At 58.0% G+C, this 16,669-nt stretch carries 15 protein-coding genes and 2 tRNA genes; 1 reads left to right on the top strand and 16 read right to left on the bottom strand.

Annotated elements, in window-relative coordinates:
- Positions 1-15 precede the first annotated feature (15 nt).
- The 10 genes from nusA to rlmE form a co-directional block, all read right to left on the bottom strand.
- The gene (nusA, locus tag AC30D7_RS06680) at positions 16-1,497 is read right to left on the bottom strand and encodes a transcription termination factor NusA (protein WP_007933547.1); all 1,482 of its coding nucleotides are present in this window, start codon (positions 1,495-1,497) and stop codon (positions 16-18) included.
- Between the two features lie 47 nt (positions 1,498-1,544).
- Positions 1,545-2,003: a ribosome maturation factor RimP gene (rimP, locus tag AC30D7_RS06675; RefSeq protein ID WP_007973115.1), complete on the bottom strand. Its 459-nt coding sequence runs from the start codon at positions 2,001-2,003 to the stop codon at positions 1,545-1,547.
- A 138-nt stretch (positions 2,004-2,141) separates the two neighbouring features.
- Positions 2,142-2,218 (bottom strand) — tRNA-Met (locus AC30D7_RS06670).
- A gap of 96 nt (positions 2,219-2,314) precedes the next feature.
- Positions 2,315-2,400 (bottom strand) — tRNA-Leu (locus AC30D7_RS06665).
- Between the two features lie 22 nt (positions 2,401-2,422).
- A complete protein-coding gene (gene secG, locus AC30D7_RS06660; protein ID WP_017336473.1) occupies positions 2,423-2,806 on the bottom strand; it encodes a preprotein translocase subunit SecG in 384 nt (127 codons plus the stop codon).
- A 4-nt stretch (positions 2,807-2,810) separates the two neighbouring features.
- On the bottom strand, positions 2,811-3,566 hold the full coding sequence (gene tpiA / locus AC30D7_RS06655) for a triose-phosphate isomerase (protein WP_490133508.1): 756 nt from the start codon (positions 3,564-3,566) through the stop codon (positions 2,811-2,813).
- Positions 3,567-3,632: 66 nt separating this feature from the next.
- Positions 3,633-4,970 carry a phosphoglucosamine mutase gene (glmM, locus tag AC30D7_RS06650; protein ID WP_490133507.1) on the bottom strand — a complete coding sequence of 446 codons (1,338 nt, stop codon included), beginning with the start codon at positions 4,968-4,970 and terminating at the stop codon, positions 3,633-3,635.
- Positions 4,971-4,986: 16 nt separating this feature from the next.
- A complete protein-coding gene (gene folP, locus AC30D7_RS06645) occupies positions 4,987-5,838 on the bottom strand; it encodes a dihydropteroate synthase (protein ID WP_490133506.1) in 852 nt (283 codons plus the stop codon).
- Between the two features lie 8 nt (positions 5,839-5,846).
- A complete protein-coding gene (gene ftsH, locus AC30D7_RS06640) occupies positions 5,847-7,757 on the bottom strand; it encodes an ATP-dependent zinc metalloprotease FtsH (RefSeq protein WP_018929483.1) in 1,911 nt (636 codons plus the stop codon).
- 202 nt (positions 7,758-7,959) lie between these two features.
- Positions 7,960-8,589 carry a 23S rRNA (uridine(2552)-2'-O)-methyltransferase RlmE gene (gene rlmE / locus AC30D7_RS06635; RefSeq protein ID WP_007933535.1) on the bottom strand — a complete coding sequence of 210 codons (630 nt, stop codon included), beginning with the start codon at positions 8,587-8,589 and terminating at the stop codon, positions 7,960-7,962.
- A gap of 101 nt (positions 8,590-8,690) precedes the next feature.
- Between rlmE and AC30D7_RS06630 the strand changes: the two genes are divergently transcribed.
- Complete coding sequence (locus AC30D7_RS06630) at positions 8,691-8,999, top strand: YhbY family RNA-binding protein (RefSeq protein ID WP_490133505.1); 309 nt, start codon at positions 8,691-8,693, stop codon at positions 8,997-8,999.
- A 9-nt stretch (positions 9,000-9,008) separates the two neighbouring features.
- Here the strand turns inward: AC30D7_RS06630 and AC30D7_RS06625 are convergent, their stop codons facing one another.
- The 6 genes from AC30D7_RS06625 to dnaJ all read right to left on the bottom strand — a co-directional run bounded on the left by AC30D7_RS06625 (position 9,009) and on the right by dnaJ (position 16,590).
- Complete coding sequence (locus tag AC30D7_RS06625; protein WP_007933533.1) at positions 9,009-9,413, bottom strand: hypothetical protein; 405 nt, start codon at positions 9,411-9,413, stop codon at positions 9,009-9,011.
- A 28-nt stretch (positions 9,414-9,441) separates the two neighbouring features.
- Positions 9,442-9,918 (bottom strand): transcription elongation factor GreA, encoded by a 477-nt coding sequence (gene greA / locus AC30D7_RS06620; RefSeq protein ID WP_018929481.1) that lies wholly within the window; start codon positions 9,916-9,918, stop codon positions 9,442-9,444.
- On the bottom strand, positions 9,915-13,136 hold the full coding sequence (gene carB, locus AC30D7_RS06615) for a carbamoyl-phosphate synthase large subunit (RefSeq protein ID WP_018929480.1): 3,222 nt from the start codon (positions 13,134-13,136) through the stop codon (positions 9,915-9,917). Before carB ends, greA begins: the two co-directional genes overlap by 4 nt.
- 117 nt (positions 13,137-13,253) lie before the next feature.
- Positions 13,254-14,390 (bottom strand): glutamine-hydrolyzing carbamoyl-phosphate synthase small subunit, encoded by a 1,137-nt coding sequence (gene carA / locus AC30D7_RS06610; protein WP_018929479.1) that lies wholly within the window; start codon positions 14,388-14,390, stop codon positions 13,254-13,256.
- Positions 14,391-14,649: 259 nt separating this feature from the next.
- Positions 14,650-15,456, bottom strand: coding sequence for a 4-hydroxy-tetrahydrodipicolinate reductase (gene dapB, locus AC30D7_RS06605; protein WP_028939916.1), 807 nt, complete (start codon positions 15,454-15,456; stop codon positions 14,650-14,652).
- A gap of 9 nt (positions 15,457-15,465) precedes the next feature.
- Entirely contained in the window at positions 15,466-16,590 is a 1,125-nt protein-coding gene (gene dnaJ, locus AC30D7_RS06600) for a molecular chaperone DnaJ (protein ID WP_490133504.1), read from the bottom strand.
- Positions 16,591-16,669: the final 79 nt, after the last annotated feature.

Here is a 16,669-nt window from a genome sequence, read left to right as displayed (position 1 = left end):
TCAGGCCGCGCCTAATTACTCGAACCAGTGGGCTCGGGCGGCCATGATCAACTTGCCGGCACGATCATCGTCAATGCCGTCGATGTCGAGCAGGTCGTCAATAGACTGCTCGGCCAGGTCTTCGCGGGTAATTACGCCGCGCACCGCCAGTTCCATCGCCAAATCCTTGTCCATACCCTCAAGCGAGAGCAGGTCTTCGGCCGGATGGGCGTCTGCCAGCTTTTCCTCAGTAGCGATGGCTTTGGTCAACAAACGATCCTTGGCGCGAGCGCGAAGCTCGTTGACGGTTTCTTCGTCAAAGCCGTCGATGTTGAGCATTTCTTCCAACGGTACGTAGGCAATCTCTTCCAGGCTGGTGAAACCTTCATCTACCAGCACCTGTGCCAGGTCTTCGTCGACTTCCAGCTCGTCGATGAAGTTGCGCAGGATGTCGCCGGTTTCTGCTTGTTGCTTAGCCTGGATGTCCGATTCGGTCATCACGTTCAGGGTCCAGCCAGTCAACTGGCTAGCCAGACGCACGTTCTGACCACCGCGACCGATGGCCTGAGCCAGATTGTCTGCGCCAACGGCGATGTCCATTGCGTGGGCATCTTCGTCAACGATAATTGCCGCCACTTCAGCCGGCGACATTGCATTGATCACGAATTGAGCCGGGTTATCGTCCCACAGGACGATGTCCACACGCTCACCGCCTAACTCGCCGGACACTGCCTGGACGCGCGAACCGCGCATACCGATGCAAGCGCCTTGCGGGTCGATGCGTTTGTCCTTGGAGCGGACCGCGATCTTGGCGCGCGAACCCGGGTCACGGGATGCAGCCATTACTTCGATCAAGCCTTCAGCGATTTCCGGCACTTCGATGCGGAACAACTCGATCAGCATTTCCGGCGCAGTACGCGACAGAATCAGCTGCGGGCCCCGGTTCTCGGTGCGGATTTCCTTGAGCAGCGCACGCAGACGCACGCCAACCCGGAAGGTTTCGCGAGAGATGATGTCTTCACGGGCCAGCAACGCTTCTGCGTTATTGCCCAGGTCGACGATCACGTTGTCGCGGGTGACTTTCTTCACGGTGCCGGAGATGATTTCCCCCAGACGCTCGCGATAAGCATCAACGACTTGAGCACGCTCGGCTTCGCGAACTTTCTGCACGATGACTTGCTTGGCAGTCTGTGCAGCAATGCGGCCGAACTCGATGGATTCGATTTTTTCTTCGACAACGTCACCGACCTTCGCGCCAGGATGCGTTTGCGCAACCTTGCTTGGCCAGGTTTCGATAGCCGGATCGTCCAGGTCTGCTTCTTCAACGACCGTCCAGCGACGGAATGTCTCGTAAGCACCGGTGTGGCGATTGATTTCCACACGCAGATCGACTTCGTCCTCGAAACGCTTTTTGGTAGCAGTGGCCAGAGCCAGCTCCAGCGCTTCAAAAATTACGTTTGCCGGTACGCCCTTTTCATTGGATACCGACTCAACAACCAGCAGTACTTCTTTGCTCATCGTACGCCTCGCCTTTCGCAAGCCATTGGATCCGCGGGATCCGCGTCTCAGTCAAAACTGGGAATAATGTTGGCCTTGTCGATCATATCGATCGGCAACAGGAACTCATGGTCTTCAACCTGCACCACGACGTCCTGCTCTTCTACACCGCGCAGAAGGCCCTGAAAGTTGCGTCGACCTTCAAAAGGCGAGCGCAGCTTGATCTTCACTTGTTCACCGGCAAATTTTGCAAACTGCTCAAGAGTGAACAGTGGGCGTTCCATGCCAGGCGAGGAAACTTCAAGGGTGTATTCAACGGAGATTGGATCTTCAACATCCAGCACACCGCTGATCTGGCGACTGACGATGGCACAATCGTCCACCAGCACGCCGCCTTCTTTATCGATATAAACGCGCAACATTGAGTGGCGACCTTGAGCCGAAAACTCAATACCCCAGCATTCATAGCCTAGGGCCACGACCACCGGGGCCAGCAAGGCCTGCAACTCTTCTAGCTTGCTCGACACCTGAACCCCCTCGTGCATGTATGTGCATGCTATGCAAAATAAAAAAATGGGCGAAACGCCCATCCTTGAAACGCCGCCGAATAGCGGCGTTGAAAGTGTCCAGCTAACAAAAAGCCCCTGAAAAGGGGCTCCTTAAACTGGTTGCGGGGGCCGGATTTGAACCGACGACCTTCGGGTTATGAGCCCGACGAGCTACCAGACTGCTCCACCCCGCGACAAAGCTGGGGCGGAAGTATACGACCGATCCCTGACAGGGTCAATGTAACCTTCCACCTACAAGAAAGCCCGCAACAGCGGGCTCTCCTGATAATTGGTACCGAGAAGGGGACTCGAACCCCTACACCCTATGGGCACAACCACCTCAAGGTTGCGTGTCTACCAATTCCACCACCTCGGCAATACTACGTTTGAAACTCTTCTTACTTCTGCTCTTGAGCTGGAGGCACGTCAGTCGCTGGAGTAGCCGACTTTTGCTCTTGAAGCACCGGGACATCATCAGAAGCCGGTTGTTGCTTTGGAACTTCCAACACTGCCGGGTTTGGCAAACCTACTTGAGTCAGCTGGTGAGCCTTCTCTTTAGCAAAGTAACCTAACCCCAAGCTGGTTATGAAGAAACCGGCGGCAAGTATAGCAGTAAACTTACTAAGAAAGGTAGAGGAACCTTGGCTTCCGAACACAGTATTTGAAGCACCTGCTCCGAAAGATGCGCCAGCGTCCGCACCCTTACCCTGCTGCAGCAATACCAGAGCAACTACGCCCAACGCACCCAGCAGATGAAAAACGACTACGACTGTTTCCAGCATTTTTTCAGTTTCCCGCGGCGCGACAAATCGCACCGAACTCATCTGCATTCAGGGAAGCTCCACCAATGAGCCCCCCATCGATATCCGGCATGCCGAACAGTTCGACCGCATTGGCCGCCTTCACGCTGCCGCCGTATAGAAGCCGCACACCTTGTGCGACTTCAGAATTCTCTGCCGCCAACTGGGCGCGAATGGCTGCGTGCACATCCTGCGCTTGTTGCGGCGAAGCAGTCAGCCCGGTGCCAATGGCCCAGACCGGCTCGTAAGCGATTACTGCTCGTGCAAAAGCACCGACACCCAGCTCCTCGATGATACTGCCCAGCTGACGCCCGACAACCTCAAGAGTTTTTCCGGCTTCGCGCTGCTCGAGGGTTTCCCCTACACACAACACCGGAATCAAGCCACATGCCTGTGCAGCTGCGAATTTTCGATTCAGCGTCCCGTCAAGCTCGCCCATTATCTGGCGACGCTCGGAGTGCCCTACAAGCACCAGGGAACAACCTGCATCCACCAATTGACTCGGTGAAATCTCACCTGTCAACGCACCCTGCCCGGACTCAATCGCAGAGTTCTGCGCGCCGACCGAAATCGACTTCCCTTGCAAGCCATCAATCACTTGATTGATATACAAGCTAGGCGGGAACACCGCGACATCAACACCGCTTGGCAAGGCCAGATGACGAAGGCCGTTGATCAGCTCAGCGACGCTGGCGCGGGTACCGTGCATCTTCCAGTTACCAGCTACCATAGGGCGACGCATGCTGTACCTCGTCGGTCAAAGTGGGCGCAGATGTTACCCAACACAATCATGGCTGGCAAGCCGAAATCAGGCAGAAACTTCAGTTACCAGTTTTGCCAGCTCTTCGGCGTAACCACGAACCTGCACTTCGTCCTCGCCTTCGACCATGACGCGCACCAATGGCTCTGTCCCGGACTTGCGCAACAACACGCGCCCACGACCCGCCATCGCCTGGGTGACACGATCACTGGCCTCCTTGACAGTCGGATGCTCGAGCGGGCTCGCGCCACCACCAAACCGCACGTTAATCAACACCTGAGGGCACTTACGCAGCGCCTGACGCGATTGAGCCAGACCTTCTGCGCGCCGCTTCAGCGCCATCAGTACCTGCAATGCAGCAATGATCGCATCACCGGTAGTGGTGTGACTGAAACAGACAATGTGCCCCGAGTTCTCACCACCTACCAGCCAATCGCGCTCCAACAACTCGGAGATGACGTAACGGTCACCAACGTTGGCTCGCACAAAAGGAATCGCCAGGTCCGACAGGGCCAACTCCAGCCCCAGGTTACTCATTAGCGTACCGACTACACCGCCCTGCAACTTGCCGCGCTCTTGCAGGTCGCGCGCGATGATGAACAGCAACTCATCACCATCGACAACAGCGCCGGTGTGATCAACCATCTGCACCCGATCACCATCACCGTCAAAGGCGATGCCTAAATCGGCGTGCTCGGCCAATACGGCAGCCTGTAGCGGCGCCATATGGGTCGAACCGCAGTTTTCGTTGATGTTCAAACCATTAGGATGGGCGGAAAGCACAACAACTTCGGCCCCCAACTCCCGGAACACGCTAGGCGCTACTTTATAGGTCGCGCCGTGAGCACAATCGAGCACGATCTTCAGGCCGGCAAAACTGGTGCCGGTGGGAACGCTGCTCTTGCAGAATTCGATATAACGGCCCGAAGCATCGTTGATTCGCGACACTTTGCCGATCTTGCTCGACTCAACCACGGTCATCGGGGTGTCTAGCAGTTCTTCGATCATCAGCTCGACTTCATCCGGGAGCTTGGTGCCCTTACCAGAGAAAAACTTGATGCCGTTATCGTCATGAGGGTTATGCGAAGCGCTGATCACGATGCCAGCTTCGGCATGAAAGGTCCGCGTCAAATAGGCGATGGCCGGAGTCGGCATTGGCCCCAACAGCATCACATCAGCACCGGCCGAGGTCAGCCCAGCCTCAAGCGCCGACTCGAACATGTAACCGGAGATCCGGGTGTCCTTGCCCACGAGCACCTTGCACGCGCCCATGCTGCGAAATGCCATGCCTGCCGCCCAGCCAAGCTTGAGCATGAAATCAGGAGTGATCGGGTATTGACCGACCCGACCACGAATGCCGTCGGTGCCAAAATATTTCTTACTCATAAGTACTCCATCATTCTTATTCGGCTGACTCTACGGCGGCGATCATCCGCACCACGTCGACTGTTTCCGCTACATCATGGACGCGCAATATACGCGCACCTTTGACCCATGCCAGCGCCGCAAGTGCCAGACCGCCATACAGACGCTCTCCCACCGGTCGATTCAAGGCCTGGCCGATCATGCTCTTTCGCGAAACACCGACTAACAGAGGCCGCCCCAAGGCATGAAGGGCCTCCATATGCTTAAACAAACTTAGGTTGTGCTGCAGGGTTTTCGCGAAGCCGAAGCCCGGATCGAGAATGATCCGCTCAGCAGGGATACCCACCGACGCGCACTGAACCATGCGTTCAGCGAGAAACTCGCCGACCTCTTTCGTAACATCCTGATACTGCGGATTGTCTTGCATATCGCCTGGCTCGCCGAGCATATGCATCAGGCACACCGGCAAACCGGTGGCCGCCGCTGCATCCAGAGCACCATCTCGACGCAACGAGCGCACGTCATTGATCAACCCCGCCCCCAGCCTTGCGGTTTCACGCATGACGGCAGGCGTGGAGGTATCGACCGAGATAATCACATCCAGTTCGCGACTGATGCGCTCAATGATAGGCGCTACGCGCTCGAGCTCTTCAAGCGGCGAAACAGCCCTGGCACCGGGCCGGGTCGATTCGCCACCGACGTCGATCAGCGTCGCACCGGCCGCCACCATCGCCTCGGCGTGGCGCAGGGCCGCGTCCAGCTGGCTGTATCGGCCGCCATCGGAAAAGGAATCGGGAGTGACATTGAGAATGCCCATGACATGCGTCTGGGCCAAATCAAGAACCCGGTTGCCGCAAGGCAACCGGGTCGAGGACTGAACAGAAGTCATTTCAAACCTTAAACGTCAGCAGCCGGGCCGCCGATAGGTGTTTCCGGACGCCCATCCTGCACCACCGGAGGCGTGCCGGAAGTGTCGTTGCCGCCAGACCAGTCGCGAGGTTCGCGAGGCGTACGACCTGCCATGATGTCATCGATCTGATCGGCATCGATCGTCTCGTACTTCATCAAGGCATCCGCCATCGCATCAAGCTTGTCACGGTTATCCGTGAGGATCTGCTTGGCCGTGCCGTAGCACTGGTCAATGATGCTGCGCACTTCGGAGTCGATCAGCTTGGCCGTCTCGCCGGAGAAACTGGCATGCTGACCACCGCCACCACGACCGAGGAACACTTCGCCCTCTTCTTCGGCGTACATCAATGGACCGAGCTTTTCCGACAACCCCCACTTGGTCACCATGTTTCGTGCTATCTGGCTGGCACGCATGATGTCGTTGGACGCACCGGTGGTGACGCCATCGAAGCCCAGGGTCATCTCTTCAGCGATACGACCGCCGTACAGCGAGCAGATCTGGCTGATCAGTGCACGCTTGGACAGGCTGTAGCGATCTTCTTCCGGCAGGAACATGGTCACACCAAGTGCGCGACCGCGCGGAATGATCGACACCTTGTAGACCGGATCATGCTCGGGCACGACGCGACCGACGATAGCGTGGCCGGCTTCGTGATAAGCAGTGTTCTGCTTTTCTTTCTCGGACATGACCATGGATTTGCGCTCGGCACCCATCATGATCTTGTCTTTAGCCAGTTCGAACTCTTTCATCTCGACGATGCGCTTGCCGGCACGAGCTGCAAACAACGAAGCCTCGTTCACCAGGTTGGCCAGGTCAGCACCGGAGAAACCAGGAGTACCACGAGCGATCACGGCCGGAGCGACGTCGTCACCCATCGGCACTTTGCGCATGTGGACTTTGAGAATCTGCTCGCGACCACGGATGTCCGGCAGACCAACCACGACCTGACGGTCGAAGCGGCCCGGACGCAGCAACGCAGGGTCCAGTACGTCCGGACGGTTGGTCGCGGCAATGACGATGATGCCGTCATTCATTTCGAAGCCGTCCATCTCTACCAGCAACTGGTTGAGGGTCTGCTCGCGCTCATCGTGACCGCCACCCATGCCAGCACCACGGTGGCGACCGACGGCGTCGATTTCATCGATGAAGATGATGCATGGCGCATGTTTCTTCGCCTGCTCGAACATATCACGGACACGGCTGGCACCGACGCCGACGAACATTTCGACGAAATCGGAACCGGAAATAGTAAAGAACGGTACTTTGGCTTCGCCGGCAATCGCCTTGGCCAGCAAGGTTTTACCGGTACCCGGAGGACCAACCATCAGCACGCCGCGAGGAATGCGACCGCCCAGGCGCTGGAACTTGCCCGGATCACGCAGGAACTCGACCAGTTCGCCGACTTCTTCCTTCGCTTCGTCACAACCTGCAACGTCAGCCAGGGTGGTTTTCACCTGATCTTCGGAGAGCAGGCGCGCCTTGCTCTTGCCGAAACTCATCGGCCCGCCCTTGCCGCCGGCACCGCCCTGCATCTGCCGCATGAAAAACATGAAGACGGCGATGATAACCAGGATCGGGAAGCTTGCGACCAGGAGTTGAGTCCAGATGCTTTGCTGCTCAGGCTGCTTGCCTTCGACCACGACGTGGTTATCCACGAGGTCGCCGATCAGACCGTTGTCCTGGATTGCCGGACGAATGGTCTTGAAGCTGTCGCCATCGTTGCGCTTGCCGGTAATCACGTAGCCATCAACCGCTACGCGCTCGACCTTGCCATCCTTGACCTGCTGGATGAAGTCGGAATAGTTGAGGGTCTGCGGCTCGTTAGGGCTGGAGAAGTTGTTCATCACCGTCACCAGGACAGCCGCGATGATCAACCACAGGATCAGATTCTTTGCCATATCGTTCAATTAACTACCCTCTGAAGCAAGCTCCGCTAATGGCGCGCGCTTCGCATGATATTCACCGGCCTAACTTACTACATTACCTACGGCTCTGGCAGGCGCCGTCTGTAACCCTTTGTGAAACACTTTCTACACGATATTCGCTAATGCACGCGGGGCGAAATATGAAAAACCTATCACCCCGCCAAAAAACCTCGTTTTACTCACTACGCCCGCGGTAACCCCAAGCCAGCATGTATTGCTCGCGGGAACTGTCGCGGGAAGAGTCTGGCTTGATCATCTGGATCTTGTCGAATTTCCGACGAGCATCCTTCAGGTAAACATCAAACCCTTCGCCCTGAAAAATCTTGATCACAAAATTACCACCCGGCTTGAGTATCCGTTCCGCCAAATCAAGCGCCAGCTCGCAAAGAAACATGGCTTTTGGCATATCCACTTCAGGCGTACCACTCATATTGGGGGCCATATCGGAAATCACAAGGTCCACCTGCGAATTACCCACAGCTTCAAGGATCCGCGTGAGCACTTCGTCCTCGGTGAAGTCCCCCTGAATGAAAGTCACGTCCGGAATGCTGTCCATTTCCAGAATGTCCGAGGCGATCAGACGCCCCTGACCACCAATCAGACGACTAGTCACCTGCGACCACCCCCCGGGCGCCGCACCCAGGTCGACAACGCTCATGCCGGGACGGATCAGCTTGTATTTCTCCTGGACCTCCAGAAGCTTGTAACTCGCACGCGAGCGGTAGCCATCCTTCTGCGCCTGCTTCACATAGGGATCGTTGACATGTCTTTTCAGCCAACCAAGGCTTGTCTTGGAACGCGCCATTGGGCACCTCGATGATAAGGGTCGTGATTAATTGGGCGGATCCACGAGCCCTCGGGTAAAATGGCCGCCATTTTACAGAATCCAGACGAAAGGGTCAGATTATGCCGCTCACTCAAGAGCAGAAGAAACAGTACAAGTCCATTGGCCACCATCTGAAACCAGTTTTGATTGTGGCTGACAACGGCTTGACTGAAGGTGTGTTAGCCGAACTTGAACGCGCTTTGGCGGATCACGAGCTGATCAAAATCAAGCTCAACATCCTCGATCGCGAATCGCGCTTGGCAGCCATTGCAGAACTCTGCAAAGCCGGCAAAGCCGATCTGGTTCAGGTCATCGGCAAGATGACACTGATTTATCGCAAGAACTTCAGCGTCAACAAGCAGCTGTCGAACGTCCATCGCTTCAAGTGATGGCAAGGGTCAAGGGTGTGCTTCGCGCACCCTGACACTCCATCCAGGCACCGGCTGCATCACCAGCACCAGCCCGGAAAAACCCAGGACAAGATAGCTGAACAACTGCCAATGCAGCGCCTGCGGCCAACCGAAGCGTACTGCGAAATACATCGCGCACCCATACAGCGCCATCAGCAGCAGTTGCCCGCGAATATCCCGCCATAGACTGGCAAGGCCCTCGGCCTGTACCAGCACCAAAGCCTGAAAAATCACACTCGCTGTGGCGAATCCCACCATCAGCGTATTCAGCGCACCTGCAATTTCGTCGATCAGCAGCGGCGCCAGGCCTATTTGCCCCAGCACCGGCAACAGACCGATGTGCAACAACCACAAGCCGCCAACCCAGAGCATCTGGGTCAGCTGCCAAAGCATGGCACCCGCACGTAGCGGGCGCCTTCTTTCAGATGTGGCGAACTTCGACAATCTCATACTCGATAACGCCACCCGGCGTTTTGACCGCCACCACATCACCCTCTTCCTTGGCGATCAAGGCACGGGCGATCGGCGAACCGACGGAGATCTTGCCGAGTTTGATGTCTGCTTCATCCTCACCAACGATCTGGTAAGTCACGCTTTCATCGGTCTCGACGTTGGCGATTTCGACGGTGGTGCCGAAAATCACCTTGCCGGTGTGCTCGATGGTCGTTACGTCGATGACCACAGCGTTTTGCATGCGGCCTTCAATGTCACGAATCCGCGCCTCGACCATCCCCTGCTGCTCGCGAGCAGCGTGGTATTCGGCGTTTTCCTTCAAGTCACCCAACTCGCGGGCCGTACCGATGTCCTGACTGAGTTTCGGACGAACGACCTTGGTCAGATGAGCGTGTTCTTCTTCCAGGGCTTTAGCGCCCTTGACGGTCATTGGGTATTTGATCATGCCTTCAATCCTGCGTGTAGATCCTGCAAGCGGCGCACGGTCTTCTCGGGACCGAACTTCAGCGCTTCGCAGATAGCTTCGCCAGCAGCAATAGTAGTGGTGCAGTAGATCTTGTGCTGCAAGGCATTACGACGAATGGAGTAGGAATCAGCGATCGACTGACGACCTTCGGTGGTGTTGATGATCAGAGTGACTTCGTCGTTCTTGATCATGTCGACCACGTGCGGACGACCCTCGGTCACCTTGTTCACACGACGCACTTTCAGGCCTGCGGCTTCGATCAGCTTGGCAGTACCGGCAGTGGCGACCACTTCGAAGCCCAAGTTGATCAGATCACGAGCCACGCCCGCAACCAGCGGCTTGTCATCGTCGCGCACGCTGATGAACGCGGTACCGCCGGTTGGCAGCACTTCACTGGCGCCCATCTGGGCTTTGGCAAAGGCTTCGCCGAAGGTGTCGCCCACGCCCATCACTTCACCGGTGGACTTCATCTCTGGGCCCAGGATCGGGTCCACGCCAGGGAATTTGGCGAATGGGAACACCGCCTCTTTCACGCTGTAGAAGTTCGGAATGATTTCTTTGGTGAAGCCGATTTCCTTCAGGGTTTTACCGGCCATCACGCGAGCCGCAACCATCGCCAGGGACACACCGATGCACTTGGAGACGAACGGTACGGTACGGGATGCGCGCGGGTTGACTTCGATGACGTAGATGTCTTCGCCTTGCAGCGCCAACTGAACGTTCATCAGGCCGACCACGCCAAGCTCCAGGGCCATTTTCTTGACCTGTTCGCGCATCTCGTCCTGGATATGTGCAGGCAGCGAGTACGGCGGCAGGGAGCATGCGGAGTCACCGGAGTGAACGCCGGCCTGCTCAATGTGCTGCATGATCGCGCCGATCACCACGTCGGTGCCGTCGCAGACCGCATCCACGTCCATTTCGATTGCGCAGTTGAGGAAGTGGTCCAGCAGCACCGGGCTGTCGTTGGACACTTGAACCGCTTCACGCAGGTAGCGCTTGAGTTCTTCTTCTTCGTAAACGATTTCCATCGCACGACCGCCCAGTACGTAGGACGGACGAACCACCAGCGGGTAACCGATCTTGGCGGCGGCGCGAATCGCTTCGTCTTCGCTGCGCACGGTGGCGTTAGGCGGCTGACGCAGGTTCAGACGCTCAACCATCTGCTGGAAGCGCTCACGGTCTTCGGCGCGGTCGATGGCGTCAGGGCTGGTGCCGATGATCGGCACGCCAGCGGCTTCCAGGGCACGGGCCAGTTTCAGCGGGGTTTGACCGCCGTACTGAACGATCACGCCTTTTGGCTTCTCGACGCGGACGATTTCCAGCACGTCTTCCAGGGTCACTGGCTCGAAGTACAGACGATCGGAGGTGTCGTAGTCGGTGGAAACGGTTTCCGGGTTGCAGTTGACCATGATGGTCTCGTACCCGTCATCGCGCAGGGCCAGCGCTGCGTGTACGCAGCAATAGTCGAACTCGATGCCCTGGCCGATGCGGTTTGGACCGCCACCCAGGATCATGATCTTGTCGCGGCCCGACGGCGCGGCTTCGCACTCTTCCTCGTAAGTCGAGTACAGGTACGCGGTGTCGGTGGCGAACTCGGCGGCGCAGGTGTCGACGCGCTTGTAGACCGGGAACACTTCCAGCTTGTGACGATGGGTACGCAGGTTCTTCTCGGTGACGCCCAGCAGCTTGGCCAGACGCTGATCGGAGAAGCCTTTACGCTTGAGGCGGAACATCAGGTCGCGGTCGATAGCGGACAGACCCAGGGTCTTGACCTTCTCTTCTTCCTTGATCAGATCTTCGATCTGCACCAGGAACCACGGGTCGATCATGTTCATGCCGAAGATGTCTTCGACCGACAGGCCCGCGCGGAACGCGTCAGCCACGTACCAGATACGCTCGGCACCCGGCACGGTCAGTTCGCGCTTGAGGATGCTCATGCTTTCCGGGTTGCTCAGGTCGAGCTTCTCGTCCAGGCCGCAAACACCCACTTCCAGACCGCGCAGAGCTTTCTGCAGGGATTCCTGGAAGGTCCGGCCGATGGCCATGACTTCACCGACCGACTTCATTTGAGTGGTCAGGCGTGCGTCGGCTTTCGGGAATTTCTCGAAGGCAAAGCGTGGCAGTTTGGTGACGACGTAGTCGATGGACGGTTCGAAGGACGCCGGGGTCTTGCCGCCGGTGATGTCGTTCGACAGTTCGTCGAGGGTGTAACCGACGGCCAGTTTCGCCGCGACCTTGGCGATCGGGAAACCGGTGGCTTTCGATGCCAGGGCCGAGGAACGGGATACCCGCGGGTTCATCTCGATGACCACCATGCGACCAGTGTTCGGGCAGATGCCGAACTGGACGTTGGAGCCGCCGGTTTCCACGCCGATCTCGCGCAGTACCGCCAGGGAGGCGTTACGCAGGATCTGGTATTCCTTGTCGGTCAGGGTTTGTGCTGGCGCAACCGTGATCGAGTCACCGGTGTGCACACCCATCGGGTCGAAGTTTTCGATGGAGCAGACGATGATGCAGTTGTCCTTTTTATCGCGGACAACCTCCATCTCGTATTCTTTCCAGCCGATCAGCGATTCGTCGATCAGCAGCTCTTTGGTCGGCGACAGATCCAGACCGCGGGCGCAGATTTCTTCGAATTCTTCACGGTTGTAAGCGATACCGCCACCGGTGCCACCCATGGTGAAGGACGGACGAATGATGCACGGGAAGCCCAGACGATCGAGAACCGCGTTGGCCTCTTCCATGCTGTGGGCGATACCCGAACGCGGGCAGTCCAGACCGATGGATTTCATCGCCTTGTCGAAGCGCGAACGGTCTTCAGCCTTGTCGATGGTGTCAGCGTTGGCGCCGATCATCTCTACGCCGAACTTCTCCAGAACGCCTTCGCGCTCCAGGTCCAGGGCGCAGTTCAGGGCGGTCTGGCCGCCCATGGTCGGCAGCAGCGCGTCCGGACGCTCTTTCTCGATGATCTTGGCAACGGTCTGCCACTTGATCGGCTCGATGTAGGTGGCGTCGGCCATGGCCGGGTCGGTCATGATGGTCGCCGGGTTGGAGTTCACCAGGATGACGCGGTAACCCTCCTCGCGCAGGGCTTTACAGGCCTGGGCGCCGGAGTAGTCGAATTCGCAGGCCTGGCCGATCACGATCGGGCCAGCGCCGAGAATCAGGATGCTTTTAATGTCTGTACGTTTTGGCATGGGTTGTCACTCAAATCCGCAGGTCAGTCGGCAAGCCGTCTTGTTCAATCTCTGAAGCCTTGAGGGGGCCGCCGGTTTCGGGACCGCCCCCAGGCTTCGCTACATCAGGGCGAGCGATTAGCGTCGCTTGGCCATTTCGTTGATGAAGCGATCAAACAGTGGCGCTACGTCGTTCGGGCCAGGGCTGGCTTCAGGGTGACCCTGGAAGCTGAAGGCGCTCTTGTCGGTACGCTCGATGCCTTGCAGGGTGCCGTCGAAAAGCGATTTGTGGATCGCCCGAACGTTGCCTGGCAGGGTCGCTTCGTCTACCGCAAAACCGTGGTTCTGGCTGGTGATCATCACCACACCGCTGTCCAGATCCTGGACCGGGTGGTTGGCACCGTGGTGGCCGTGGCCCATTTTCAGGGTCTTGGCACCGGAGGCCAGGGCCAGCAGTTGGTGGCCGAGGCAGATACCGAATACCGGGATCTCGGTTTCCAGCACGTCTTTAATGGCCTGGATCGCGTAGTCGCATGGCTCAGGGTCACCCGGGCCGTTGGACAGGAACACGCCGTCCGGCTTCAGAGCCAGAACGTCAGCCGCCGGCGTTTGAGCTGGCACCACGGTCACGCGGCAACCGCGCTCGACCAGCATGCGCAGGATATTCAGCTTGACGCCGTAGTCGTAGGCAACCACGTGGTATGGCAGATCGGAAGCGTCGATGGTCGCGTGGCTGTCGGTCTTCAAGTCCCAGACAGTCGAGCGCCACTCGTACTTCTCTTTGGTGCTGACGACTTTCGCCAGATCCATGCCCTTGAGGCCAGGGAAACCCTGGGCAGCGGCGATGGCGGCTTCTTCAGAAATATTGTCACCGGCCATGATGCAGCCGTTCTGCGCGCCTTTCTCACGCAGGATGCGTGTCAGGCGGCGAGTGTCGATACCGGCGATAGCCACGACATTGTTGGCTTTCAGGTAGTCGGACAGAGACATCGTGTTGCGCCAGTTGCTCGCAACCAGTGGCAGGTCACGGATGACCAGGCCAGCGGACCAGACGCGATCGGACTCGGCGTCTTCCGGCGTGGTGCCGGTGTTGCCGATGTGCGGGTAAGTCAAGGTAACGATCTGTTGGGCGTAGGAAGGATCGGTAAGGATTTCCTGATAGCCGGTCATTGCGGTGTTGAACACCACCTCACCAACGGTTTGACCGTCGGCTCCAATGGCTTCGCCGCGAAAAATGCTGCCATCAGCAAGGGCGAGTATGGCTGGCTTAGTCAAGAAGACCTCCCGTAAATAAAGCCTGAAAGGGCGATCGCAGGTTGTAAAAAAGCGGAGTGACGTATGGACACGTCACCCCGCTTCTTCATCGAATTATTCTGCGCGCTTTTAGTGGACACACTAAAGCTGTAGCTTACAGAAAAAGGCATTTTTGGTCTACCGCCAATGAGCCTTAAAGGCCGGAGAATGCGACAGGACGTCGCTTGGCGGTTTAAAACCGGGCTCAAAGGCTATGTTTGAACCCGGTTTCGGCTGCATCTTAACGCAGGTCGAGCACGTCTTGCATGTCGTAGAGGCCTGGCTCACGACCGTCCAGCCACAAAGCTGCACGTACCGCACCCTTGGCGAAGGTCATACGACTGGATGCCTTGTGCGTGATTTCCAGTCGCTCGCCCTCGCAGGCGAACAGCACCGTGTGATCACCAACCACATCACCACCGCGAACAGTCGCAAAGCCGATCGTTTCACGCTCGCGCGCACCGGTGTGACCTTCACGCCCATAGACCGCAACTTTCTGCAGATCACGATCCAGCGCATTGGCGATTACTTCACCCATGCGCAGCGCCGTACCTGAAGGGGCATCGATCTTGTGCCGGTGGTGAGCCTCGATGATTTCGATATCCGCATCATCACCCAGCACGCGCGCCGCCATGTCGAGAAGCTTCAGCGACAGATTTACACCGACACTGAAATTGGCCGCGAACACGATAGGAATATCCTTGCCCGCCTCGGCCAGCAGCTGCTTCTGCGCGGCGTCCAATCCTGTCGTGCCGATCACCATGGCTTTGCCCGCCTTGCGGCAGAAAGCCAGGTTTTTCAGCATGACTTCCGGGAGCGTAAAGTCGATCAGCACGTCGAACTCATCGGCCACCGAATCCAGACTACCGGACAGCGGCACACCAATACGCCCCAACGAGGCCAGCTCACCGGCATCCACGCCAATAAGCGTACTGCCGGGGCGCACGATGGCGGCAGTCAGACCGGTCAGCGGCGCGCGCTGCTGCACCGCCTCGATCAAAATCTTGCCCATGCGGCCGGCGGCACCCATCACAGCTATACGTCGCATGCTCACTCCTTACAAATCGCCGAAGAAGCGCTTCACGCCTTCGAACCAACCGGTGGTTTTCGGCGAATGACTATTGTCGTCGGCCAAGGAGCTACGGAACTCTTCCAGCAATTCGCGCTGGCGACGCCCCAGATTGACCGGAGTTTCGACCGCTACGCGACACATCAGGTCGCCGGCACCGCCGCCACGGACCGGCGCAACGCCTTTGCCGCGAACACGGAACTGCTTGCCGGTCTGAGTCCCTTCAGGGATCTTCAGCTTGACCCGACCATCAAGGGTCGGAATCTCCAGCTCGCCGCCCAACGCTGCGTCGACGAAGCTGATCGGCACTTCGCAGAACAGGTGTTTGCCGTCACGCTGGAAGATCGCGTGCTCACGCACATTGATCACCACGTACAGGTCGCCGGTCGGGCCACCCTGCGCGCCTGCTTCACCTTCGCCGGACAGACGAATACGGTCACCGGTATCGACACCGGCCGGCACTTTGACGGAAAGCGTCTTGTACTCTTCGACACGACCTTCGCCGTGGCAGGAGTCGCACGGATCGGAAATGATCTTGCCCTGGCCATGGCAGCGCGGGCAGGTCTGCTGCACCGAGAAGAAGCCTTGCTGCATGCGCACCTGGCCGATACCACCACAGGTCGGACAAGCGATCGGCGAGGAGCCCTTCTTGGCACCCGAGCCATCGCACGGTTTGCAGTTGACCAGCGTCGGAACGCGGATATTCACGGTCGTGCCACGCACCGCTTCTTCCAGGTTCAACTCCAGGGTGTAACGCAGGTCACTGCCGCGCTGGGCGCCGCCACGGGAGCCGCCGCGACCGCCACCGAAGAAGTCACTGAAGACATCGCCAAAGATATCGGAGAAGTTCTGGCCGCCAAAACCGGCACCGCCGCCACCCATGCTCGGGTCGACACCGGCATGACCGTATTGGTCATAGGCCGCGCGCTTGCTGGAATCGGACAGCACCTCGTAGGCCTCGTTGGCCTCCTTGAACATATCTTCCGACGCTTTGTCATCGGGATTACGGTCCGGGTGGTGCTTCATCGCCAGGCGGCGGTAGGCCTTTTTCAGGTCTGCTTCGCTTGAGCCACGCTCAACACCCAATACTTCGTAATAGTCACGCTTTGCCATAAGTCTTTGCACTCTTAAGGACGTTCGACAAACCTCTCCTGAGCCTCGTCAAACTCGTTGAGCCCCAATACAGGCCCGG

This window comes from Pseudomonas sp. DF5, from assembly GCF_058148225.1.
Note: the sequence above shows the minus strand (reverse complement) of the source record. Positions and strands in the feature narration are given on the sequence as shown.